The organism is Flavobacterium sp. YO64 (assembly GCF_004119505.1).
In the GTDB taxonomy this organism is placed as follows: domain Bacteria; phylum Bacteroidota; class Bacteroidia; order Flavobacteriales; family Flavobacteriaceae; genus Flavobacterium; species Flavobacterium oncorhynchi.
Map to the genome: position 1 here is coordinate 16,668 of NZ_NRQV01000002.1, position 22,294 is coordinate 38,961.

The 22,294-nt window shown below is 33.5% G+C and carries 17 protein-coding genes; 11 read left to right on the plus strand and 6 right to left on the minus strand.

Translation table 11 applies throughout. The annotated features are described in order from the left end of the window. Positions 1–238: 238 nt before the first annotated feature. Both BOW57_RS01430 and BOW57_RS01435 read left to right on the plus strand, forming a co-directional pair. The gene (locus tag BOW57_RS01430; protein WP_129052792.1) at positions 239–1,873 is read left to right on the plus strand and encodes a S8 family peptidase; all 1,635 of its coding nucleotides are present in this window, start codon (positions 239–241) and stop codon (positions 1,871–1,873) included. A 63-nt stretch (positions 1,874–1,936) separates the two neighbouring features. After that, positions 1,937–3,817 carry a M1 family metallopeptidase gene (locus BOW57_RS01435; protein WP_129052793.1) on the plus strand — a complete coding sequence of 627 codons (1,881 nt, stop codon included), beginning with the start codon at positions 1,937–1,939 and terminating at the stop codon, positions 3,815–3,817. 220 nt (positions 3,818–4,037) lie between these two features. On the opposite strand, the gene BOW57_RS01440 is transcribed toward BOW57_RS01435, so the two are convergent. Further along, complete coding sequence (locus tag BOW57_RS01440) at positions 4,038–4,976, minus strand: L-threonine 3-dehydrogenase (protein ID WP_089059720.1); 939 nt, start codon at positions 4,974–4,976, stop codon at positions 4,038–4,040. Positions 4,977–5,286: 310 nt separating this feature from the next. Between BOW57_RS01440 and BOW57_RS01445 the strand changes: the two genes are divergently transcribed. Together BOW57_RS01445 and mfd are read left to right on the plus strand one after the other, a co-directional pair. Next, positions 5,287–5,913: a hypothetical protein gene (locus BOW57_RS01445; RefSeq protein WP_089053670.1), complete on the plus strand. Its 627-nt coding sequence runs from the start codon at positions 5,287–5,289 to the stop codon at positions 5,911–5,913. Further along, positions 5,906–9,271, plus strand: coding sequence for a transcription-repair coupling factor (mfd, locus tag BOW57_RS01450; protein ID WP_129052794.1), 3,366 nt, complete (start codon positions 5,906–5,908; stop codon positions 9,269–9,271). Before BOW57_RS01445 ends, mfd begins: the two co-directional genes overlap by 8 nt. Positions 9,272–9,395: 124 nt before the next feature. On the opposite strand, the gene BOW57_RS01455 is transcribed toward mfd, so the two are convergent. From BOW57_RS01455 to BOW57_RS01465, 3 genes are all read right to left on the minus strand, one after another. Continuing rightward, a complete protein-coding gene (locus tag BOW57_RS01455) occupies positions 9,396–10,052 on the minus strand; it encodes a hypothetical protein (protein ID WP_008466087.1) in 657 nt (218 codons plus the stop codon). Between the two features lie 117 nt (positions 10,053–10,169). After that, positions 10,170–10,541 (minus strand): YraN family protein, encoded by a 372-nt coding sequence (locus tag BOW57_RS01460; RefSeq protein ID WP_129052795.1) that lies wholly within the window; start codon positions 10,539–10,541, stop codon positions 10,170–10,172. 138 nt (positions 10,542–10,679) lie between these two features. Next, complete coding sequence (locus tag BOW57_RS01465; RefSeq protein WP_129052950.1) at positions 10,680–11,579, minus strand: LD-carboxypeptidase; 900 nt, start codon at positions 11,577–11,579, stop codon at positions 10,680–10,682. A gap of 213 nt (positions 11,580–11,792) precedes the next feature. Here BOW57_RS01465 and BOW57_RS01470 point away from each other — a divergent pair, with 213 nt between their 5' ends. Then, on the plus strand, positions 11,793–12,890 hold the full coding sequence (locus BOW57_RS01470; RefSeq protein WP_129052796.1) for an endonuclease/exonuclease/phosphatase family protein: 1,098 nt from the start codon (positions 11,793–11,795) through the stop codon (positions 12,888–12,890). Between the two features lie 63 nt (positions 12,891–12,953). Beyond that, entirely contained in the window at positions 12,954–13,493 is a 540-nt protein-coding gene (locus BOW57_RS01475) for a 3-hydroxyanthranilate 3,4-dioxygenase (RefSeq protein WP_129023455.1), read from the plus strand. 107 nt (positions 13,494–13,600) lie between these two features. Here BOW57_RS01475 and BOW57_RS01480 read toward each other — a convergent pair whose 3' ends face one another. Then, the gene (locus tag BOW57_RS01480; RefSeq protein ID WP_129052797.1) at positions 13,601–14,560 is read right to left on the minus strand and encodes an MBL fold metallo-hydrolase; all 960 of its coding nucleotides are present in this window, start codon (positions 14,558–14,560) and stop codon (positions 13,601–13,603) included. 181 nt (positions 14,561–14,741) lie between these two features. On the opposite strand from BOW57_RS01480, the gene BOW57_RS01485 reads away from it, so the two are divergent. From BOW57_RS01485 to BOW57_RS01505, 5 genes are all read left to right on the plus strand, one after another. Next, positions 14,742–16,295, plus strand: a complete 1,554-nt coding sequence (locus BOW57_RS01485; protein WP_129052798.1) for an aldehyde dehydrogenase family protein — start codon at positions 14,742–14,744, stop codon at positions 16,293–16,295. A 126-nt stretch (positions 16,296–16,421) separates the two neighbouring features. Beyond that, positions 16,422–17,234, plus strand: coding sequence for a leucine-rich repeat domain-containing protein (locus BOW57_RS01490; RefSeq protein ID WP_129052799.1), 813 nt, complete (start codon positions 16,422–16,424; stop codon positions 17,232–17,234). Positions 17,235–17,275: 41 nt separating this feature from the next. Next, positions 17,276–18,319 (plus strand): hypothetical protein, encoded by a 1,044-nt coding sequence (locus BOW57_RS01495; RefSeq protein ID WP_129052800.1) that lies wholly within the window; start codon positions 17,276–17,278, stop codon positions 18,317–18,319. A gap of 97 nt (positions 18,320–18,416) precedes the next feature. Further along, positions 18,417–18,890: a LemA family protein gene (locus tag BOW57_RS01500; protein WP_233206943.1), complete on the plus strand. Its 474-nt coding sequence runs from the start codon at positions 18,417–18,419 to the stop codon at positions 18,888–18,890. Then, a complete protein-coding gene (locus BOW57_RS01505; protein WP_129052801.1) occupies positions 18,871–19,275 on the plus strand; it encodes a hypothetical protein in 405 nt (134 codons plus the stop codon). Before BOW57_RS01500 ends, BOW57_RS01505 begins: the two co-directional genes overlap by 20 nt. A gap of 62 nt (positions 19,276–19,337) precedes the next feature. Here the strand turns inward: BOW57_RS01505 and BOW57_RS01510 are convergent, their stop codons facing one another. After that, complete coding sequence (locus BOW57_RS01510; protein WP_129052802.1) at positions 19,338–22,187, minus strand: T9SS type A sorting domain-containing protein; 2,850 nt, start codon at positions 22,185–22,187, stop codon at positions 19,338–19,340. Positions 22,188–22,294: the final 107 nt, after the last annotated feature.

Consider the following 22,294-nt stretch of genomic DNA (forward strand, 5'->3'; position numbering starts at 1 on the left):
AACGGACTTTCCTTACGGGAAGACGTAAAGAGAAAAAGTTTTTTTTTAATATAAAGAAAGAGCATACAAACTAGAATATTTTTTCCTAATCAAATTGGGTGAAATCATTTGAAACGAAGTAGGTTAGCATGTGTTTTTATGTTTTTAAAAAATCATAACACAGTGTTAATGGTTAGTTTTTTGTAACAAAAAATCATAATTTAGTCCCATCTTTTAACTATACATTATTTTTAGATACATGAGTCATATAAAACCTCTTAAATTATCTGCTTTTGCATTACTTGTTTTAGCAGGCTGTAGTGCTACTTTGCAAGCGCAAGTTTCAACTTCAAAAGAATTCATTAAAGCGCCATTAACAGTTGTCAAAAAAGCACCAGTCAGCGAAAACGAACTAAAAAGATGGAGTCATCTTGATTTAATCAAAGATTCTATTCCAGGTATGAGTGTTGATAAGGCTTACGCTGAGCTATTACAAGGAAAAAAAGGTCAAAAAGTTATTGTAGGAATTGTAGATTCTGGTGTTGATATTGAGCACGAAGATTTACAAGGAATGATCTGGACAAACATAAAAGAAATTCCAGGAAACGGAATCGATGATGATAAAAACGGTTTCATCGACGACGTTCACGGATGGAATTTCCTTGGAAATGCTGTTCATGAAAATCTAGAAATGACACGTATCGTTAAAAAAGGCGATGATGGTTCTGCCCAATACAAAGAAGCTTTGGCTCAATATACGGAGAAGTATGAAAAAGCTTTAAAGGACAAAGAACAAGTAGATATGTTGTTAGGTTTTCATAATACAATCCAAAAAGAACTTAACAAAACAACATATAAAATAGAGGATCTAAGTACAATTACTTCAGCAAATCCAGATGTTTTGAAAAGTAAAAGGGTCATGATGCAAATATTTACCAACGCAGGTCCAACATTTGATCCAGAAGCTGATTTTGGAGAGTATAAAGAACAAGTTTACGATCAATTAAATTATAATTTGAATAAAGATTATGATGGAAGAAAAATCGTAGGAGATAATCCTGAAGACATCAAAAACAAGTATTACGGAAATAATATTGTTTTTGGTCCAGACAAAGAAAAAGCATTACATGGAACTCACGTAGCGGGAATCGTTGCGCAAGTTCGTGGTAATAATTTAGGCGGAGATGGTGTTGCTGCAAATGTTGAAATCTTAACAGTAAGAGCTGTTCCAGATGGAGATGAGTACGATAAAGATATTGCGTTAGCGATTCGTTATGCAGTTGATAATGGTGCAAAAATAATTAACGGAAGTTTTGGTAAAAGCTTCTCTCCGCATAAAAATTGGGTTTATGATGCTATTAAGTATGCAGCGAAAAAAGATGTTTTAATTGTTCATGCGGCTGGTAACGACGGTTACAATATCGATGAAAACAAAAACATCAATTATCCAAACGATTCTCAAGACAACATCAAAGAATTTGCAGATAACGTCATAACAATTGGAGCAATCAATAAAGAATACGGAGAAACTGTTGTAGCACCATTTTCAAATTTCGGAAAAATAAATGTTGACGTTTTTGCGCCGGGTGAAGAAATTTACGCAACAGTTCCCAACAATAAATACAAATATTTACAAGGAACTTCAATGGCGGCTCCAAATGCTGCTGGAGTTGCGGCATTAATTCGTTCGTATTATCCAAAACTAAAAGCATCTCAGGTAAAACATATTTTAATGGACTCTGGAGTTGCGCTTCCTTCAAAGATTATTTTAGGCGAAAATCCAAATCCAGATGAAAAACCTGTAGCAGTTTCTTCTGTTGAATCATCAAAAACAGCCAAAATGGTAAATGCTTACAACGCTTTATTGATGGCCGAAAAAATGTCGAAGAAATAAAAAATAAATAAAAACCTAATCCTATGGAAGAGCGGCAGCTCTTCCATTTTTATTGTAATTATCATGCGAAAAATTATTTTACTTTCCTTTCTGAGCTTAGGTTTAAGTCCAGCTTTTGCACAAAACGCTTCATATTGGCAGCAACACGCCGATTATAAAATGGAGGTTTCGATGGATGTTAAAAACTACCAGTACAAAGGAAAACAAGAATTGGTTTATACCAATAATTCATCAGATACCTTAAAAAAGGTATTTTATCATTTATTTTTAAACGCTTTTCAACCAGGAAGTGAGATGGACGCCCGTCTACATTTTATTAAAGATCCAGACGGAAGAATGGTAAATAAAGTAAAAGGCGCTGATGGAAAAGAAGTAAAACAAAGCCGTATTGAAACTTTAAAGCCAAATGAAATAGGGTATTTAAAAATCGCTAATTTCAAACAAGATGGTGTTTCTGCACAAACAAGAGTTTCAGGAACTATCATGGAGGTGACTTTGCCTAAACCAATTTTACCAAATTCTAAAACCATCTTTACGTTAGATTTTGACGGACAAGTTCCGGTGCAAGTTCGTCGTGCAGGAAGAAATAATACTGAAGGAGTTGAACTTTCAATGTCACAATGGTACCCAAAATTAGCCGAATTTGATTTCGAAGGATGGCATGCAGATCCTTACATCGCAAGAGAATTTCACGGAGTTTGGGGTAATTTTGATGTTAAAATTACAATTGACAAAGAGTATACTCTTGGTGCTTCAGGATATTTGCAAGACAAAAATACAATTGGTCACGGTTACGAAGATGCTGGCGTAACAGTTGTATATCCTAAAAAAACAAAAACACTAACATGGCATTTTATCGCACCAAATGTTCACGATTTTACATGGGCTGCTGATAAAGAATATACTCATGATATTGTAAAAGGACCAAACGATGTCGATTTGCATTTCTTTTACAAAAACAATCCAAAAACAACTGCAAACTGGAAACAGTTAGAGCCATTAATGGTAAAAGTTATGGATTATTATAATCATAGAGTTGGGCAGTATCCGTACAAACAATATTCATTTATTCAAGGCGGCGATGGCGGAATGGAGTATGCAATGTGTACTTTAATGTTAGGAAACGGAACTCTTGAAGGAATTTTAGGAACTGCTACACACGAATTGGGACATTCATGGTTTCAACATATTTTAGCTTCAAATGAATCAAAACATCCTTGGATGGATGAAGGTTTTACAACTTACATCGAAGACAGTGCTTTGAATGAATTAAAAGGAGATAAAAAAGAGGTAAACCCTTTCGTAGGAAATTATAAAGCGTATTATAGTTTAGTAAATTCTGGAAAAGAGCAACCGCAGACCACTCACGGAGATCGTTATGACGAAAACAGACCTTACAGCATTTCATCTTATGTAAAAGGAAGTATCTTTTTATCGCAGTTAGAATATGTAATAGGGAAAGATAATGTTGATGAAACTTTAAAAAGATATTTCAACGATTTCAAATTCAAACATCCAACTCCAAATGATATCAAAAGAACAGCTGAAAGAGTTTCTGGAGCTGAGTTAGATTGGTATTTAATAGATTGGGCACAAACAACCAATACAATTGATTACGGAATTAAAGATGTTGCTGATAACGCTGGAAAAACAACAGTTTCGTTAGAAAGAATTGGAAGAATGCCAATGCCAATTGATTTGAAAGTAGAATATACTGATGGAACTTCTGAGAATTTCTACATTCCGTTGAGAATGATGAATTTTATTAAACCAAATCCAAATCCAAACGAAAAAAGAACTGTTTTAGAAGATTGGGCTTGGGCACAGCAAAATTATAGTTTTACGATTGACAAAAACAAAACTGCAATCAAAAAAATCACTATTGATCCAAGCGGATTAATGGCTGATGTAAAGCAGACGAATAATGTTTTTGAAGTAAAATAATCTTCAAAAAAGAATAAAAAGAAGTCCCGTTTAATAAGCGGGACTTTTTTCGTTTTAAGGCATAAAGTTTTTTTTGAATAGCCTCCAGCTTTAGCTGGAGGAATTAGATTTAAAGAGAAAAGGGCTTTAGCCAAACTGTTACAGTTTTGGCTAAAGCCCTTTATTGTGATTTATTTTTCCATCCAACTAAAGTTGGACGCTATTCAATCTTCTTATTGATTTAACTCAAATGCTCAATCATATCTTTTGTCATAGTTTCAAGATCAAAAGTATGTTTCCAGTTCCAATCTTCTCTTGCAGAACTGTCATCAATACTTGCCGGCCAGCTGTCCGCAATTTTTTGACGGAAGTCAGGATTGTAAGTGATTTCAAAATCAGGAATATGCTTTTTAATTTCAGCCGCAATTTCAGTTGGAGTAAAACTCATTGCTGCTAAATTGTATGATGAGTGTATTTTTATTTCTTCAACAGGCGCTTTCATGATGTTGATAGTAGCATCGATAGCATCATCCATATACATCATTGGCATTTTAGTTTCTGATGATAAAAAACATTCGTATTTTTTATCGGCAATAGCCTTATAGAAAATATCAACAGCATAATCAGTAGTTCCGCCGCCTGGAGGTGTAGACCAGCTGATTAAACCAGGATAACGTATACTGCGAACATCAACGCCGTAAATATTATGGTAATATTCACACCATCTTTCACCAGCTTGTTTACTAATTCCGTAAACTGTAGAAGGTTCCATTACAGTATATTGAGGAGTATTTTCTTTTGGAGTTGTAGGACCAAAAACAGCGATACTTGAAGGCCAGAAAATCTTCTGAATCTTTTTTGCTTTTGCTAAATTCAGAACATGAAAAAGAGAATTCATATTTAAATCCCATGCAAATGCTGGATTTTTTTCAGCAGTTGCTGATAAAAGCGCAGCCATCAAATAAACATCAGTGATTTTATGAACTTCAACAAGATGTTCAATTTGGTTAAAATCTAAAGCATTGACTACTTCAAAAGGACCTGAATTAACAACATCCGTATTTAATTTTCGAATATCAGAAGCGATTACATTTTCGGTTCCGTAAAGTTTGCGCAATTTTTGAGTCAGCTCAGTCCCAATTTGACCGCAAGCGCCAATGATTAATATTTTTGGATTCATTTTTAGATGATTTTTTTAGAGACACAAATATAACGTTTTCGTAATTACGTACGTTTTTTAGAATCATAATTTATAAATTCAATAACAAAAAAGTTTGTTTGTTGGATAATTCTCTGTTTAAGAAATGTGCCTTTGTGCTTTTTGAGTGTTTTTTTAAAGGCTTTTTTTGGATAATAAATCCTGTAAAAAATGAGTTTATCACTTAAAATCGATGATAAAAAAATAACCTTGATTTATAGAATCTTTAGCAAAAATCAGAATTCGTAATTGTAAATTTACTTTGTAACTTTGCGATCTAACATTTTATGAAATGAAATATAAAATAGCAGTATTTCTGCTTTTGATTTTAGTGCTTCAATCTTGCCAAAACCAAGACGAAAAGCGTCAAGCTGAAAATGCAAAAGAAGCTAAAAAGAATGAAAAAATTTTTAATAACATCAATAAAGCATGGATTTTTATTGATGAACCAATCAATGAAATTTCGGAACAAAATGTAAGAGCGTGGACAGAATGGCGTGATTTTATGAAAGAGATTGGAGATAAGCCAAGAAAAACTATTGGCGCATTTCAGAAAAAATCTACTGCCATTTCAAAAAAAGCAATGGCTTTAAACAATAATATTCCTGCTGAATTTAATCTGCCTCAAATAAGAAGCCGAATCTCAATTTTAATTACAAAAGTTAGAATGTTGGATTTGTTTATTCATTTGAGTAAAATACCAGATGATAAAGTCGCTTTTTTAATCGGAGAGATTAATAAAGAATTAGTTTCTTTAGAAAGACAAATGGATAAAATTGTTGAGAAAAATAAAATTCCAAAAGAAGAAGGAGAAGAGGATTTTCTAAAAATGTTAGATACGACGCGTGCCATTCCAAGTTCAAGCGCACCTCTGTCACCAATACAAAACATTGATCAAAACGCACCAAAAGTTGAGTAAAAACGCTTTATATACTACCTATGACAATTTGCCAAAAGCACAGCAGATTGCCACAAGTTTACTGGAGGGAAATCAGGTAAAAATGAACCTTAGTGGATTGTTAGGGTCTGCGGTTTCGTTTATAATTCGCTCTGTCTTTAAAAAAACAGAATTGCCTTTTTTGCTTGTTTTAGACAACAAAGAAGAAGCAGCTTATTATTTGAATGATTTAGAGCAGATGATCGGCGAGCAGGATGTTTTATTTTATCCCGCTTCATTCCGTCGTCCGTACCATATTGAGGAAACAGATAATGCGAATGTTTTACTTCGAGCTGAGGTTTTAAACCGAATCAATTCTCGAAAAAAACCAGCAATAATTGTTACTTATCCAGAAGCGCTTTTTGAAAAAGTAGTTACGAGAAGAGAACTTGATAAAAACACTTTAAAAGTAGCTTTAAACGATAAAATTTCGATTGATTTTATCAATGAAGTTTTGTTTGAATATGAATTTAAAAGAGTTGATTTTATTACAGAACCTGGAGAATTTTCGGTTCGTGGAGGAATTGTTGATGTCTTTTCTTTCTCAAACGATCATCCGTACAGAATAGAGTTTTTTGGAAACGAAGTAGACAGTATCAGAAGTTTTGATGTAGAAACTCAGTTATCTGTCGAAACACATAAAAAAATCACCATTATCCCGAATGTCGAAAACAAGATATTTCAGGAAAATCGCGAAAGCTTTTTAGACTATATTGCCGAAAAGACTGTTCTTTTCATTCAAAATACTGATGGACTTTTTAGTCAGTTAGACAAACAATTTGCAAGAGCAGAAGAAGCTTTTGAGAAATTGTCGAAAGAAATAAAACACGCCGAACCAGAAAAACTATTCTTAAATCAAGCTTCGTTTATCAAGCGGGCTTTAGATTTTTCGATTGTCGAATTGGCTTCAAAACCAATTTTCAAGACAACTAAAAAGTTCGAATTTCATTTTCAGCCGCAGCCATCTTTCAATAAACAATTTGATTTATTGCTGAACAATCTGAGCGACAATCATTTTAATGGATATAAAAATTATTTATTCTGTTCAAACGAAACACAGGCAAAACGTTTTCACGATATTTTTGAATCGTTAGATGAAGCCAATTCAGAGAATATTCGAAAGCAATATAATACAATTGTACTGCCTTTATACCAAGGTTTTATCGATGAAGAGAATCAAATAACTGCTTACACAGATCACCAGATTTTTGAGCGTTATCATAAATTCAACATTAAAAACGGCTATTCGAAAAAGCAGAATATTACGCTAAAAGAATTAACGGCACTTTCTGTTGGTGATTATGTTACGCACATCGATCACGGAATTGGAAAGTTTGGCGGCTTGCAGAAGATTCAAGTTGAAGGTAAAACGCAGGAAGCCATAAAATTGGTTTATGCTGATAATGATATTGTTTATGTAAGCATTCACTCGCTTCATAAAATTTCTAAATACAACGGAAAAGACGGAACTCCACCGAAAATCTATAAACTTGGATCGAACGCTTGGAAAGTTTTAAAACAAAAAACCAAAGCCCGTGTTAAACATATTGCATTCAACTTAATTCAGCTATATGCAAAACGAAGATTAGAAAAAGGTTTTCAGTTTGCGCCGGATAGTTACTTGCAAAACGAATTAGAAAGTTCGTTTATTTATGAAGATACGCCCGATCAAACTAAATCTACGCAAGAAGTAAAAGCCGATATGGAAAGCGATCGCCCAATGGATCGATTGGTTTGCGGTGACGTTGGTTTCGGAAAAACGGAAGTTGCAATTCGTGCTGCTTTTAAAGCTGTAGACAATAGTAAACAAGTTGCAGTTTTAGTTCCGACTACTATTTTGGCTTATCAGCATTATAGAACTTTTACGGAACGATTAAAAGATATGCCCGTTACAATTGGCTATTTGAATAGATTTAGAACGGCAAAACAAAAGACACAGACGCTAAAAGATTTAGCCGAAGGAAAATTGGATATTGTAATTGGAACACATCAATTAGTCAATAAAAATGTAGTTTTTAAAGATTTAGGATTATTGATTGTCGATGAGGAACAAAAGTTTGGCGTTAACGTAAAAGATAAATTAAAAACCATTGCTGCAAATGTTGATACTTTGACTTTGACAGCAACGCCAATTCCGAGAACGCTTCAGTTTTCATTAATGGCAGCGCGTGATTTATCGGTAATTACAACGCCTCCGCCTAATAGATATCCTATTGAAACGAATGTAGTTGGTTTTAATGAAGAAATTATTCGTGATGCAATTTCGTATGAAATTCAGCGAAACGGACAGGTTTTTTTCATCAATAATAGAATTGAAAACATAAAAGAAGTTGCAGGAATGATTCAGCGTTTGGTTCCAAATGCAAGAGTCGGGATTGGTCACGGACAAATGGACGGTGCTAAACTTGAGGAATTAATGTTAGGCTTCATGAACGGTGATTTTGATGTTTTGGTGGCAACCACAATTATCGAAAGTGGATTAGACGTACCAAATGCCAATACAATTTTCATCAATAATGCCAACAATTTTGGTTTATCAGATTTGCATCAAATGCGCGGCCGTGTTGGTCGAAGCAATAAAAAAGCATTCTGTTATTTCATTTGTCCGCCGTATTCTTCTATGACCGAAGACGCTAGAAAACGTATTCAGGCTTTGGAACAATTTAGCGAACTTGGAAGCGGTTTCAATATTGCAATGAAAGATCTTGAAATTCGTGGAGCAGGAGATTTATTGGGAGGAGAACAAAGCGGTTTCATTAATGAAATTGGTTTTGATACGTACCAAAAAATCATGAACGAAGCTATTGAAGAATTAAAAGAAAACGAATTCAAAGATTTATATCCTGAAGAGAACGATATTGAAACGAAAGAATACGTAAAAGATCTACAAATCGATACCGATTTTGAGTTGTTGTTTTCTGATGAATATATCAATAATGTTACCGAACGTTTGAGTTTGTATAATGAATTGGGTTCTGTGAAAAACGAAGAAGAATTAATTGTTTTTCAAAACAAATTAATTGACCGTTTCGGTCCGTTGCCGCCGCGTGCGAATGCATTGATGAATAGTATTCGCATCAAATGGATTGCTACTGCAGTAGGAATTGAAAAATTGGTAATGAAAAAAGGCAAAATGATTGGCTACTTTGTTTCTGATCAACAATCAGATTATTATCAATCAAAGCGTTTTCATAAAGTGATAAAATTTGTACAAACGCATAGCAACCTTTGCCAAATGAAAGAGAAACAAACGCCAAATGGCTTACGACTTTTATTGACTTTTGACAATGTAAAATCGACTAAAAGAGCTTTGGAATTGATGGAAATGCTGGGAGAATAAAAATAAAGCTGCTACGAATTTCACGAATTTCCACAAATTTAATTCGTGAAATTCGTGGCAAAAATAAAATGGTAGTATGAACTTTTCATACTACCATTCTTTAGTTAAAACGATTAACTTATATCTAGTTTTTCAAGTCTTTAATTACTTTAAAAGCAACATCAACTTGATCTTCACCAACTAAAATAGTAAATTCATTTGAAGTAGAAATTACCTCGTTTATGATTATTCCTTCCCAAGCCAAACGCTGAAAGATGAAATAATAAATACCAGGAACTACAATGTTTTCTTTTGGTAATTTTACCGTAATAGAAGCTAGATTGTCTAATTTCTGAATTAATTTTTCGCGCATAAAGTGTTTCTCAACTAAATGATTTACACTGCTGCTCACTACAATATTAGTTTCATTTACACCACGAGACGAAGTATAAAAAATATCAGATAAAGCATTAATGTCAGAAATTAAATCAGCTTGTTTGTTTAAAACAGTTTCTGAAGCCGCAAAAGTGTAATCTGTCAATTCAGATCTTACGGTAATTTCGCCAATGTTTTTAATGACTTTATTGATCTTATGATTTAATTTAAAATCCAATTCTTCAGTCAATCGTTTCAGCGACATTACAACAGCACCTTGTTTTACTTCCTTACCAAATTCACTTTCCAGTTCCGTCATGATGTTCCGAGAAAGAGATGTTAAATTGATAATTCCAAGCGATAACGCATTCAATAAAAAGGGTTTTGTTTTAATGTAATTTTCGACGATTGAAGAAACGGTTTTCATAATTTTTTTTCTTTTTTTTGTAACTTAATTGGGTTGGTTTAGTTAATTTATGTTATAAATCTCTACAAAGATAAATAAAAAAACAATTTGTTAGAATTATAACAATAAAAAAATATGTTAAAAGTGATAAAAAGCATCCGTAAAATGTTCAATTGCAAATGTTTCCTGCGTTTTATGGATTGCGGCGATGTCAAAACGAATGTTTAAGTCATTTTTAAAATCCTTTTCCCTATCGTTTATGTAGGCATTTACTGCTTTTACCAGGAGTTGAATTTTTTTTGGCTTAACAAAATCTTGCGGAGATCCAAAATCTAAGCTTGATCTAGTTTTCACTTCTACAACTGCTAAAATATTTTCTTTTTGGGCAATAATATCTATTTCTGCTTTTTGAAAAGTCCAGTTTCGTTCTAATATTTTATAACCATTTTCTTCAAGATATGCCACGGCAAGATCTTCTCCTTTTTTGCCAAGTTCATTATGTTCTGCCATGTTTTTTTGTTTTAGGTTGTCGAATGTTAATAAAAGTTTTTTGCACGCAAAGACGCGAAGTTGCAAAGTTTTAATTATGCTTTGCAACTTCGCGTCTTTGCGAGATTTTATGTGGTATTTATTGAGTATGAAATACTGCTATTTCAGAAAAGTAACAGTACTTCCAGCTGCATTGACATCGATAGAAATTGTACTTCCCATAATCAAAGCTCTATTATCCTGAATGTGTCCAGCTGGGAAATTGAAGATTACTGGGATATTGTATTTTTTGGTTACATCATCAATAATTTCTAGAGCATTTTTGCCCCATGGCACTTCATTATCTTTCATTTTGGTCATTCCGCCAATCATAATCCCTTTTAGATTTTCGATGCAGCCATTACGTCGCAAATTCATCATCATTCGGTCAATATGATATAGGTATTCATCTAGATCTTCAATAAATAAAATTTTATCCTTACAATCAATTGCCGATTGCGAACCTAATAAGCTGTAAAGAATAGATAAATTACCGCCAACCAATTCGCCGGTTGCTTTACCAAAACGATTCATTTTATCTGGACCAATTGTATATGAAAGCGGTTCACCAAACAAACTGGCTTTCATCGAATTGACTGCCGCCGGAGTTGCTCGAGCTACCGTAACAGGCATAATACCATGTATCGATTTATAACCCATTGTATTTAAATGGTTATGCAAAACAGTAACATCACTAAAGCCAATAACCCATTTTGGATGTTGTTTGAATTTTGTAAAATCTAACAAATCAAGCATTCGAACGGTTCCATAACCACCGCGAACACACCAAATTGCTTTAATGTTTGGATTGTCTAATTGTTTTTGAAAATCGGCCGCACGCTGTTCATCTGTACCCGCAAGCTGATTAAAATCAAGACCGATTGTTGAGCCTATTACGGCTTCTAAACCCCAGCTGTGCAATAAATCTATGGTTGGTTTTAAATTATCATCGATGTTTTTTCGAGCTGTTGCCAAAAGTGCGACAGTATCTCCTTTTTGTAAATAAGGCGGTGTTATCATGTTTTGTTGAGATTGACAGGTAAATGATTGTAAAGCAAAAATAAGAAATGCCAGTTTAGTGTAGTTAAAATATTTTAAGATTGCGGACTGGCTTTTCATAATTCTTCTGCGGTTTTTTTTAGTTATAGAATTAACAAATATAATAATTATTCAAAATCAAAATATTGAAATTTCCTACATTTTATTTAAATTGGCTCTTTAATTTTTAAAGTTATGCAAATTATTAAACTTCACTTTTTTTTACTCGCTTTTTTTGTAATTTTTATTTCAAAAGCTCAATCAAAAAAATATAATATACATGCGGTTGCTTTTTACAATTTTGAAAATCTTTTTGATATTTATAATGATGTAAGTATAAATGATGATGAATGGACACCTAATGGTGCTCAGCATTGGACAAAAGAAAAGTACGATCAAAAACTAAAAAACTTATCGAAGGTCATTTCTGAAATAGGCACTCCAGAAAATTCTAATGCACCTATTTTATTAGGATGCTCTGAAGTTGAAAATAGAGGTGTACTTGAAGATTTGGTAAAACAGGAAAAAATAGCTGGATTTGATTATGGAATTATCCATTTTGATTCGCCTGACCAACGTGGTATTGACGTTGCGCTTTTGTATCAAAAGAAATATTTTAGACCAACATCATTTGCCAATATTCCGTTATTGATCTATAAAAAGAAAGCAGCTATTCAGGAAGATAAAAATGAAGATTTAGGAGATGTAGAAGCTAAAACTGAAATAAAAAACAGAATTTTTACAAGAGATCAGCTTTTAATTACTGGTTTTCTTGAAGAGGAAGAGATTCATATTATTGTTAATCATTGGCCTTCGAGATCAGGAGGAGAAAAAGCAAGCAGTATATTTCGTGAAGCAGCGGGAAGATTAAACCGTAAGATTATTGATTCATTGCAGCAAATAAATCCAAATGCGAAAGTAATTACAATGGGAGATTTAAACGATGGCCCTTTAAATAAAAGTATCAAGACAGCTTTAGGAGCAAAGGCAAAAAAGACAGAAGTCCCAGAATATGGTATTTTTAATCCATTTGAAGAAATGGCTGAGAAAGGAATGGGAACTTTGGCTTTTAGAGATTCATGGGATATTTTTGATCAAATTATGATCACTGGTTCATTAATAAATTCAGGTTTTTCTACATTCAAATTTTGGAAAGCAGGAATTTTTAATAAACCTTATCTAATTCAAACCTCTGGAAAGTATAAAGGATATCCGTTACGGAATACACTAGAACAAGCAGGTTTTAGTGATCATTTTCCAGTTTATATTTATTTGATTAAAGAAAAATTGTAAAGGCAAACTTTGCAGAGCATCTCTACAATTTCATTATCTTAGCTTCTCATAAAAATTTATAAAATGGCCATAGCAAAACCGTTCAATCTTACTAAATGGATTGAAGAAAACAGACAATTATTAAAGCCGCCAGTTGGAAATAAAAACCTTTATGTAGATTCAGGCGACTATATCGTAATGATAGTTGCAGGGCCAAATGCAAGAAAAGACTATCATTATAATGAAACCGAAGAGCTTTTTTATCAGTTAGAAGGCAGTATAAAAGTGGTAATTCAAGAAGATGGCGAGCGCAAGGAAATGGAGCTGAATGCAGGCGATATGTATCTTCATCCCGCTAAAATTCCACATTCTCCAGTTCGTTCTGAAGGTTCAATAGGTTTAGTAATTGAGCGCAAACGTGCAGGAAAAGGATATACAGATGGATTGTTATGGCATTGTGATAACTGCAATCATAAATTATATGAAGTGTTTTTTGAACTCCATAATATTGAGAAAGACTTTCTTCCGCACTTCGAGCATTTTTACAATTCTGAAGAATTAAGAACTTGTGATAAATGCGGCACCGTAATGGAAACTGATCCGAGATTTACGGCAAAAAAATAAATTATTAATTGAATAAAATATCAAACCCGACAAGTTTTAAAAACGAGTCGGGTTTGGAATATATGACAAGGTTATATTTTAAAATTCATTTAATCTGTGGCAAAAAATTATAGTTCAAATCTCTTCCCTTGTTCAGGATAAATAATCTTCGCTCCTAAATCATTTTGATTTTTAATTTGCTCTTTTAGTTTCACAATATTCTTAGTCGGCGGTTTCAAATGTGTAATGATAATGTTGAAATTTTTTAAACTTCCTTTTCCTGCTAATTCTTCTAAAACATGAAGTTCTTTCGTTAGATAATTGGGCGTTAAATGACCAAACAAAAATTGATCAGGCTGTTCGTTTGGAAAAGAAACTTCAATAAAAATTCCTTTCAATTGTTTATTTTGGACAAGAGGAGCAACTGCTGTCCATAAATTTTTAAGATTATCACTTTTTTCAACTGCGTCAGGTCCTGTATCCCCTAAATACAAAACGTACGAATCTCCATTTTTTATTAAAAATGCAGTGCTCTCAAACGGATTTACGTGACTTAACGGAAAAGCTTTTACCGTCATTTGAGTGTTCGTAATCGGCGTTTCAAGGTTGGTTTTTAAAGTCTCAAAGTGGTATTTTTTCAAAGGAGTTCCAGGGCCTTTATCTCCAAAATTTGCCCAAGTTTGATCGTTGAAATAATGATTTTCCATCATTTCCATACATTTTTCAGTAGCATAAACCGTCTTAGAAGAATCTGCAGGCGAATTTATGATTAAGCCAGAAACGTGATCTAAATGGGCATGCGAAATAAAATATCCCTTTATATATTTTCGCAAAACTTCACTGGTTGAAATTTTAAAAACTTTATTTTTTATGGCAACTTCAATTCCTGCATTTATCGTTCCTGCATCTAGAGAGATATAGTCGTTTGTGTGTACGGGAGCAAGCAAATAGGCAGAAAGATTTTTTTCGTCAATTCCGCCTTTTACACCCAATGGAACGACTTGAAATGAAGATTTTTGATCTTTTTGAGAAAAGGCATTTAGTGTAACTAATATAAAGCAGAGTAGAAGTCGTTTAAAGAGATTCATGTTTTTTATTTTAGAAAAGCAAATTTCATCAAATTTACTGAATAAAGCAGGCTTTGATTCTGTTATTACTATTAAATAGCTTTAAATTTACTCTGATTTTAACTATTCTGATTTATTAGAAAGTAATTTTAAAACAATATCTTTACGCATTAATACAACAATTTTAACTAAAAAAGTTACAATGACAACAATAGCATCACAATTTGGCATAAATGAAGCGCTTGAAAAGCTAGGAATAAAACAAGTAAATGAAGGAACTTCTACAGGAATAGAAAATTTCTCATCGGGTGAGATTTTGGATAGTTTTTCTCCTGTTGACGGAAAATTAATTGCATCTGTAAAGACTTCTACTATTGAAGATTATGAAAAAGTAATGCAATCTGCAACTGAAGCTTTCAAGACATTTCGTTTAATTCCTGCACCGCAGCGTGGAGAAATTGTGCGCCAGTTTGGACAGAAATTGCGTGAAAATAAAGAGGCTCTTGGTAAATTGGTTTCATACGAAATGGGAAAATCTTTGCAAGAAGGTTACGGAGAAGTTCAGGAAATGATCGACATCTGTGATTTTGCAGTTGGATTATCACGCCAGTTACATGGCTTAACGATGCATTCTGAAAGACCTGGACACCGTATGTACGAACAATATCATTCATTGGGAGTTGTGGGAATTATTTCTGCGTTTAATTTTCCAGTTGCAGTTTGGTCTTGGAATACGGCTTTGGCTTGGATTTCTGGTGATGTTTGCGTTTGGAAACCTTCAGAGAAAACGCCGCTTTGTGGTATTGCCTGCCAAAATATAATTGCTCAAGTTATTAAAGAGAATAATCTTCCAGAAGGAATTTCTTGTTTGATAAATGGAGATTACAAAATAGGAGAGTTGATGACAAAAGACGTTCGTATTCCGCTGGTATCAGCAACTGGTTCTACAAGAATGGGAAAAATTGTAGCGCAGACTGTTGCTGGTCGTTTAGGGAAATCATTGTTAGAACTAGGAGGAAACAACGCTATTATTGTAACTCCAGATGCGGATATTAAAATGACGGTTATTGGTGCTGTTTTTGGTGCTGTTGGAACTGCTGGACAACGTTGTACATCAACTCGAAGATTGATTATTCACGAGAGCATTTATGATAAAGTAAAAGATGCATTGGTAACGGCTTACAAACAGTTGCGAATTGGAAATCCGCTTGACGAAAATAATCATGTTGGACCGCTTATCGATTTGCATGCTGTAGAAATGTATGCACTTGCCTTAAATAAAGTAGTTGCTGAAGGTGGAAAAATTCTTGTTGAAGGCGGAGTACTTTCAGGCGAAGGTTACGAAAGCGGCTGTTATGTTAAGCCCGCAATTGCCGAAGCTAAAAATTCATTTGAAATTGTACAGCACGAAACTTTTGCTCCAGTTTTATATTTAATTAAATATTCTGGAGATGTTGATGCGGCAATCGAAATTCAAAATGGTGTTGCACAAGGATTATCATCAGCAATTATGACTAATAATTTGCGCGAAGCAGAAAGATTTTTATCGGTTGTAGGTTCTGACTGTGGAATTGCAAATGTAAATATTGGGACTTCGGGTGCTGAAATTGGCGGTGCTTTTGGCGGTGAAAAGGAAACAGGCGGTGGTCGTGAATCTGGCTCTGATGCTTGGAAAATTTATATGCGTCGTCAAACCAATACGATCAATTATACAACTAGTCTGCCATTGGCGCAAGGAATTAAATTTGATTTATAAAAATAGAAGATGTCTTAAAAAACCGCTTTTTTCAATATTTGGAAGAAGCGGTTTTTTTGTATTGAATTTGTAGTAATTTATTTAGATTTGTATTTGATATAAATGAGTAATATATAATTCTATAAAATGCCTTTATTTTTTTTAGCTGGACTTACACCTTTTGGATATGCTTTTATAGGAGTTGCTCTTTTGTCTTTTTTAATAGCTTATTTGTGGCTTAGATCGTCAAAGAGTGAATATAAATTAGGCTGTTTTTCTATCGGAATTGCTGGATTTATTGTTTGGTTTGGTTTAATGTTTCCCACTTTTATCTCGTTTAAAATTATCGAAAGTGATAATGATGCAGCAAAAATCGGATTGCTTATTTTTTGGCTTTTTATTTTTGCTTTGATAGGTTATTCATTGTTTGCAAAAGACACAACAAAACTAAAACACATCATTCTTTCGTTTTTTAAATATCTTCTGTATTTAATCTTTATCGGTTTGTTTTTGGTGTTGTTCTTCGGAATGGCATATTATATTTATTTGAGACTTTTTACAGCAGAAAAAAACGAAGATCCCATTTGGGTCGCTTTCTTGTGTATCTTTTTTGTTTCTGTATTAAGTGTAATTGGTTTTGGTTTCTTGGTAAGAAATAAAGAAGATGAGAAAAAGGAAAGATCGACTTTTTATGATTTGACAGAGGCAAAGTTAAAGCCGCAATTAGTTATTGAACTTGATTTATCAAAAAATAAACTAAGTAAGTTTCCAGATGAGATTTTACAGTTTAAGAATTTGAAGTTCTTAGTTTTAAGTCATAATGAAATTAGTGAAATTCCAAACGATATCAATAAATTGCACAAACTGATAGGTCTTGATTTAAGCCATAATCCAATTTCAGATTTAGAAAGAAATCGCTTAAGAAAACTGCTTTCTAAAGAAGTTGAAATTGTATTTTAAGGAATTCGTGAAAAGAATATCCAAATTATAGCATTGTAAATATGAACGAATTTTTTGCATTTCTTACTCAAAACAAAGCCGATGCTGGAGTGGTTGTTTTTTTAATGCTCTTTAGTATGGGTGTTGCTTTATTTCAAACCGTAATTTTTTCGGGACTTTATAACTTGAAATTTCCTAACTGGTTGTTTTTTGTTTTATGCCCGCTTACAGTTGGCGTAAGTTTTTTAATTGATCCAGGATATCCATTTGCGGTTATATTGTTTTTATTCGCCTCCGTTTTTCTATTCGGAATTATCGGAATGATTTATTCTGGGATTAAAAGCAGTAAACAAGAAAAGATAGATAGAGAAAAATTTAATAGGATTCATAATATTCCAAAAACGAAATTAAGGGATAAATTTCTCGGATTCTTTGTTTTAGTTTGTATTGTTGGAGCTTTTTATGGGCTGGCTGTAACTGAGAATTTGAAGCTTCTGTTTTTAATTATTCCTGGATTTATACTTGTTAGTTCAATATTTTTTCCAAGCAGTAAAAGCAAATTTTATAAAATGCAGTCTATTTTACCAACATCAAAAATAGATGCAATTGCTATGGGTTTAGTTGAAATTGAAGGCGATTTGGAGGAAATCGAACCTATAATTTCTCCTTACTTCAAAAAACCATGCATTGGTTATTCGTATAAAATAGAAAAAGAAAGTCCAAGAGATGATGACGGCAGAACAACATATTCAACTATTTTCAGCGAAGTAAAAACAGGGAAATTTAAAATTAAAGATGAAACTGGTTCTGTTACGGTAGAGGGTGAAGGATTGGAGTATTATTTTGATAGAATTGACAATCAGTTTGGAGGAAAAACAAGATATACTGAAACCTACCTGAAAAGTGATGATTATATGCTTCTTATAGGTTATGCGGCTTCAGATAATGGAAATGTAATAATAAAAAAAGATAGTGCAGATACTATTTTTGGAATAGCAGTTCCAAGGAGTATTTCATTTAGAAATAAATACAAACCGCTGCTCGATTCTTTTTTAACCGTTTTGTTTTTCATCTCACTTATACTTATCTATATTATTTTAAATTAAAGAAAATATGACTGTTCAAAACATTGCCTTACTTATCGGAATAATTCTAATCATTGTATTTTTTAATTTTTTTATCAGAATTTATAACAAGCTGGTTATGCTGAAAAATAATAATGAAAAAGCATTTAGAAATATTGATGTTATCTTGATGCAGCGTGCAGAAGAAGTGCCGGAATTGGTGAAAATTGTGTCTAAATTTACAGAACATGAAACGGCCATGCTTACTAATTTGACTAAATTAAGAACAGATTTTTTGAATGCTAAAACGGTCGAAGAAAAGATTGATAATGCCAACGAGTTTTCGAAATCATTAAAAAGCATTTTTTCAGTTTCTGAGAATTATCCAACACTATTATCAAATAGTAACTTTTTAGAATTGCAGAAAAGAGTTTCTCAAATGGAGGATAAAATTGCTGACCGACGAGAGTTTTTTAACGATAGTGTAAACTTATATAATGTGGGAATCCAAGAGTTCCCCAATTTTATTTTAGCTAAGCTAATTGGGTATAAAACGCAGACTTTATTTGATGTTACACCAGAAGATAAGAAATATGATGGAGTTCAACTTTAATACTTTTTTTGGTTACGAGAACGAAATTAACAGCTTGAATGACACCGTGCTTATTTATGGTTTTGGAAGTATAATGTTTGGTTTAGTAACTTTAACATTTGCAGCTTTCATAATTAGAAAGCTTGGTTTTGGCGCTGTTAACAGCTATTTTATAAGTCCGCTTATGTTGTCTTTGGGGCTTACAATATTGGTTTCTATTTTGCCTACGATCGTATTTTATGTTGTAGCTAATGATATTTCACCAGTAAAAATTTTATATTGTTGGATCACCATTTTTATAGGAATGTTTCTGTTTGTTATGTTTAATTTAGAAACTATCAAGAGCTTTTTTAGAGAGTTTAATAAAGTAAGCGAACAAGAAGAATTTAGAAATAGAAAAAGATAAATTATAATTTGAATGAAAATAAAAAAGGCTTCCAAATATTTGGAAGCCTTTACTTTTATAAATTATTTTTTAATAATCGTTTGATTATACGAACCATCGGCTGTGTATATTTTAGCTAAATAAGTTCCAGTATTCAAAGCGTTTAAATCGATGCTTTCGCTTCCTTTTTGTACCGTTTTTACAAGAAATCCTGTTATATTATAAATAAGGATTTTTTCAACAGTCAAATTAGGATCTGATAAATACAAAGTGCCAGTTGTTGGATTTGGGTATAAAATTGCTTGCGTGCTTTCAGTCTCTGCGGCTATTTCGGTTATAGATTCAGTCTGCACAATTCTGGCTGTTGAGCCGCTGTAGGCAGTACTCATATAAAAAAGATTTGCCGTATCTTTTTTCGTAATCGTATGACTGCCGGCAGCCAGCGAAACAGTTACAATTCCGTTTGAAGCAGTTCTGTCTACATTATCAACTTTTATAACAGCTGATGGTTCAATTAATACAAGCGTTAAAGTACTGGCTTGAGCTGTTGTAAAAGAAATATTTGTTGAAGATTCTATTTTTAAACACTGTGTTAATGTCAAGTTGTTATAAGTTACAGTGCCTTTTGTCGTCGAAAGATTTCCAGTTATGGTATAAAAACTGCTTGTTTTACCTGAAGCAGTAAAATTGTGAATTTCATCTGCACTTGGAGTACTTGTCGTTACAGTTATAGTTCCTGAATTAGTAACAGTATTTCCTGTTCCAACAGTTGTGATAGAATAGGATAGAGTTGCAGTAGGTGTCCCAGATATTGTTATAGTTTTAGCAGTTGTATTTTTTACAAAACTAATTCCAGAAGCTGGTAATCCAGTTACAGCAGCGTCAGTTGCAGTTCCGCCCCAAGTAAATACAATTGCATTTATGGCTGTTCCACTGTTAACAGTCTGACTATTATTATTAGTCGATGTCAATGTTTGTGTTCCAGCTGTATTAACTGTAATTGTTCCTGAACCCGTTGCCGGTGTTCCAGTTCCTGAAGTAGTAATTGAATAAGATACTGTTGCAGTTGGGGTTCCTGAAATGGTTATAGTTTTAGCGGTTGCATTTTTTACAAAACTAATTCCAGAAGCAGGCAATCCTGTAACTGCTGCATCGGTTGCGTCTCCGCCCCATGTAAAAACAATACTGCTAATCGCTGTGCCGCTTGTTACCGTTTGATTATTATTTGTTGTTGAGGTTAGCGTTTGTGCACTTGCAGGAGGATTTCCTTCGCCTTGTACTGCAACTAAAGCGCCAGTATAATTTGTTAATGTTGTTTTTAGCGCTGTAATAACAAGAGACGAAGTATCATCTACACTATTGTCAAACACCCATTTTAAATCTCCGCCAGAAACACGTCCTGCATATTGCGTTACTTTTGTTTTTGCCGCTGCAGGTTGATCTGTTACAAGATTTTTTACATATAAAGCAGCGTCAGTATCAAAGTTATTGTACGTATTTGCTCCAGATTTTGATTTTACACTGCTGCTTACTGTTTCGCCTCTTGTAGTTGCCAGATAGGCATCGAAATCTGTAGCAGAGCTGATTTTTCCTGAAATATTGTATAAAGGATTCGGATCATTATAAGCTACAAATCGCATATTATTTGTTCCGTTTGAAGCATCAAAAGTATTATTAAAAGCTTTGATAGAACCTCCTGCTTCGCCAGAAAATGTTCCCATTGTTCCAGCATTATTCACTTGATTCGTTTCATCCCAAATATCAGAGCCTTGCAGCGAAGTCATTATTGGGTGTTTACTATTACGGTAATAATTTCCTTCTACAAATAGGGACGAACCCAAAGTTGATCCTGCGCCGTATTTTGAAACGCCGTCGTAATAATTATTATAGATGTGAGCTGAATAATAACGAACTCTTGGATGACGTGAATCAGAATGGTCAAACCAATTGTGGTGATATGTGATGTATAAACCAGTTGTGGTTCCTTCGCTTAGCCCTAATAAACTTGCTTTTCCGTTGTCCCAAAAGTGATTGTAGGATAAAGTAATATATGTTGAAGATTTATTGTCTAATGCTCCGTCACCTTTTATTTGATCGGCATCGCTTCCTGCATTTCCGTAGAATAAATCGCAGTTGTGAACCCAAATATGATCATTATCCTGCTGCATTCCAATATTGTCTCCGGCAGTACTGTTGCAATTCATGAATCCAATATTATTAACTTCAACATTTGAAGCCGATTTTAGACGAACTCCCCATCCATTTGCTACAGCATCTGTTCCTATTCCTTCAAAAGTGATGTAACTTGAAGCATTGTTGGCATTTTCAATAACAACATCTCCGCCTTCCATAACAGTCATATCCGTTATATTACCAATTAATCTAATGATAAACGGGCGAGTGTCTTTTCCTTTTTTGATGGCATACAGAATATTTTGTAAACCAACGCACGGATTTGCGCTGGCCCCCGTAATATTCATCAAAATGGTGTTTTTTGTATTTTGTGTAATGTATAGAATTACAGCATTATCTTTTGGTGTTCCATCAGCTTTATATCCTCCGGGAACTCTGCCGCTTTCAAATGCAAATCCGTTTCGATCTTGTGCCAAAACAGTTAGAGAGCTTGTTGTTGAACCTGAGCCTTCGGTTCCAGAAATTACGGGTTTAACTTTTACAGTATAACTTCCTGCTTTTAAACCAGGAATGTCTGCACGAAAATAAGTTCCGTAGCTGCGGATCAATTGATCATCAATTTTTTGGTCAGTAAGACCATTCCCAGAATAGTAAACATTGTAGGTCTGAGCACCGCTGACAGGTTGCCATTTTACAAAAGCGGTTTCAAGCCAGCCAGAGGCTTCTGTGATTTGAACTTGCTGTGCCCATATTTGGACGGTAACAAGGAAAACGGTTAAGAAAAGTAGGTTTTTTTTCATAATAGTTTGGGTTAAAAAATTATTAATAGTTATTAAGTGGTTTTAATTATCTCAAACAATAGTAAATTGTAATCGATTGCACAAAAATATATAAAATTTTGATATTC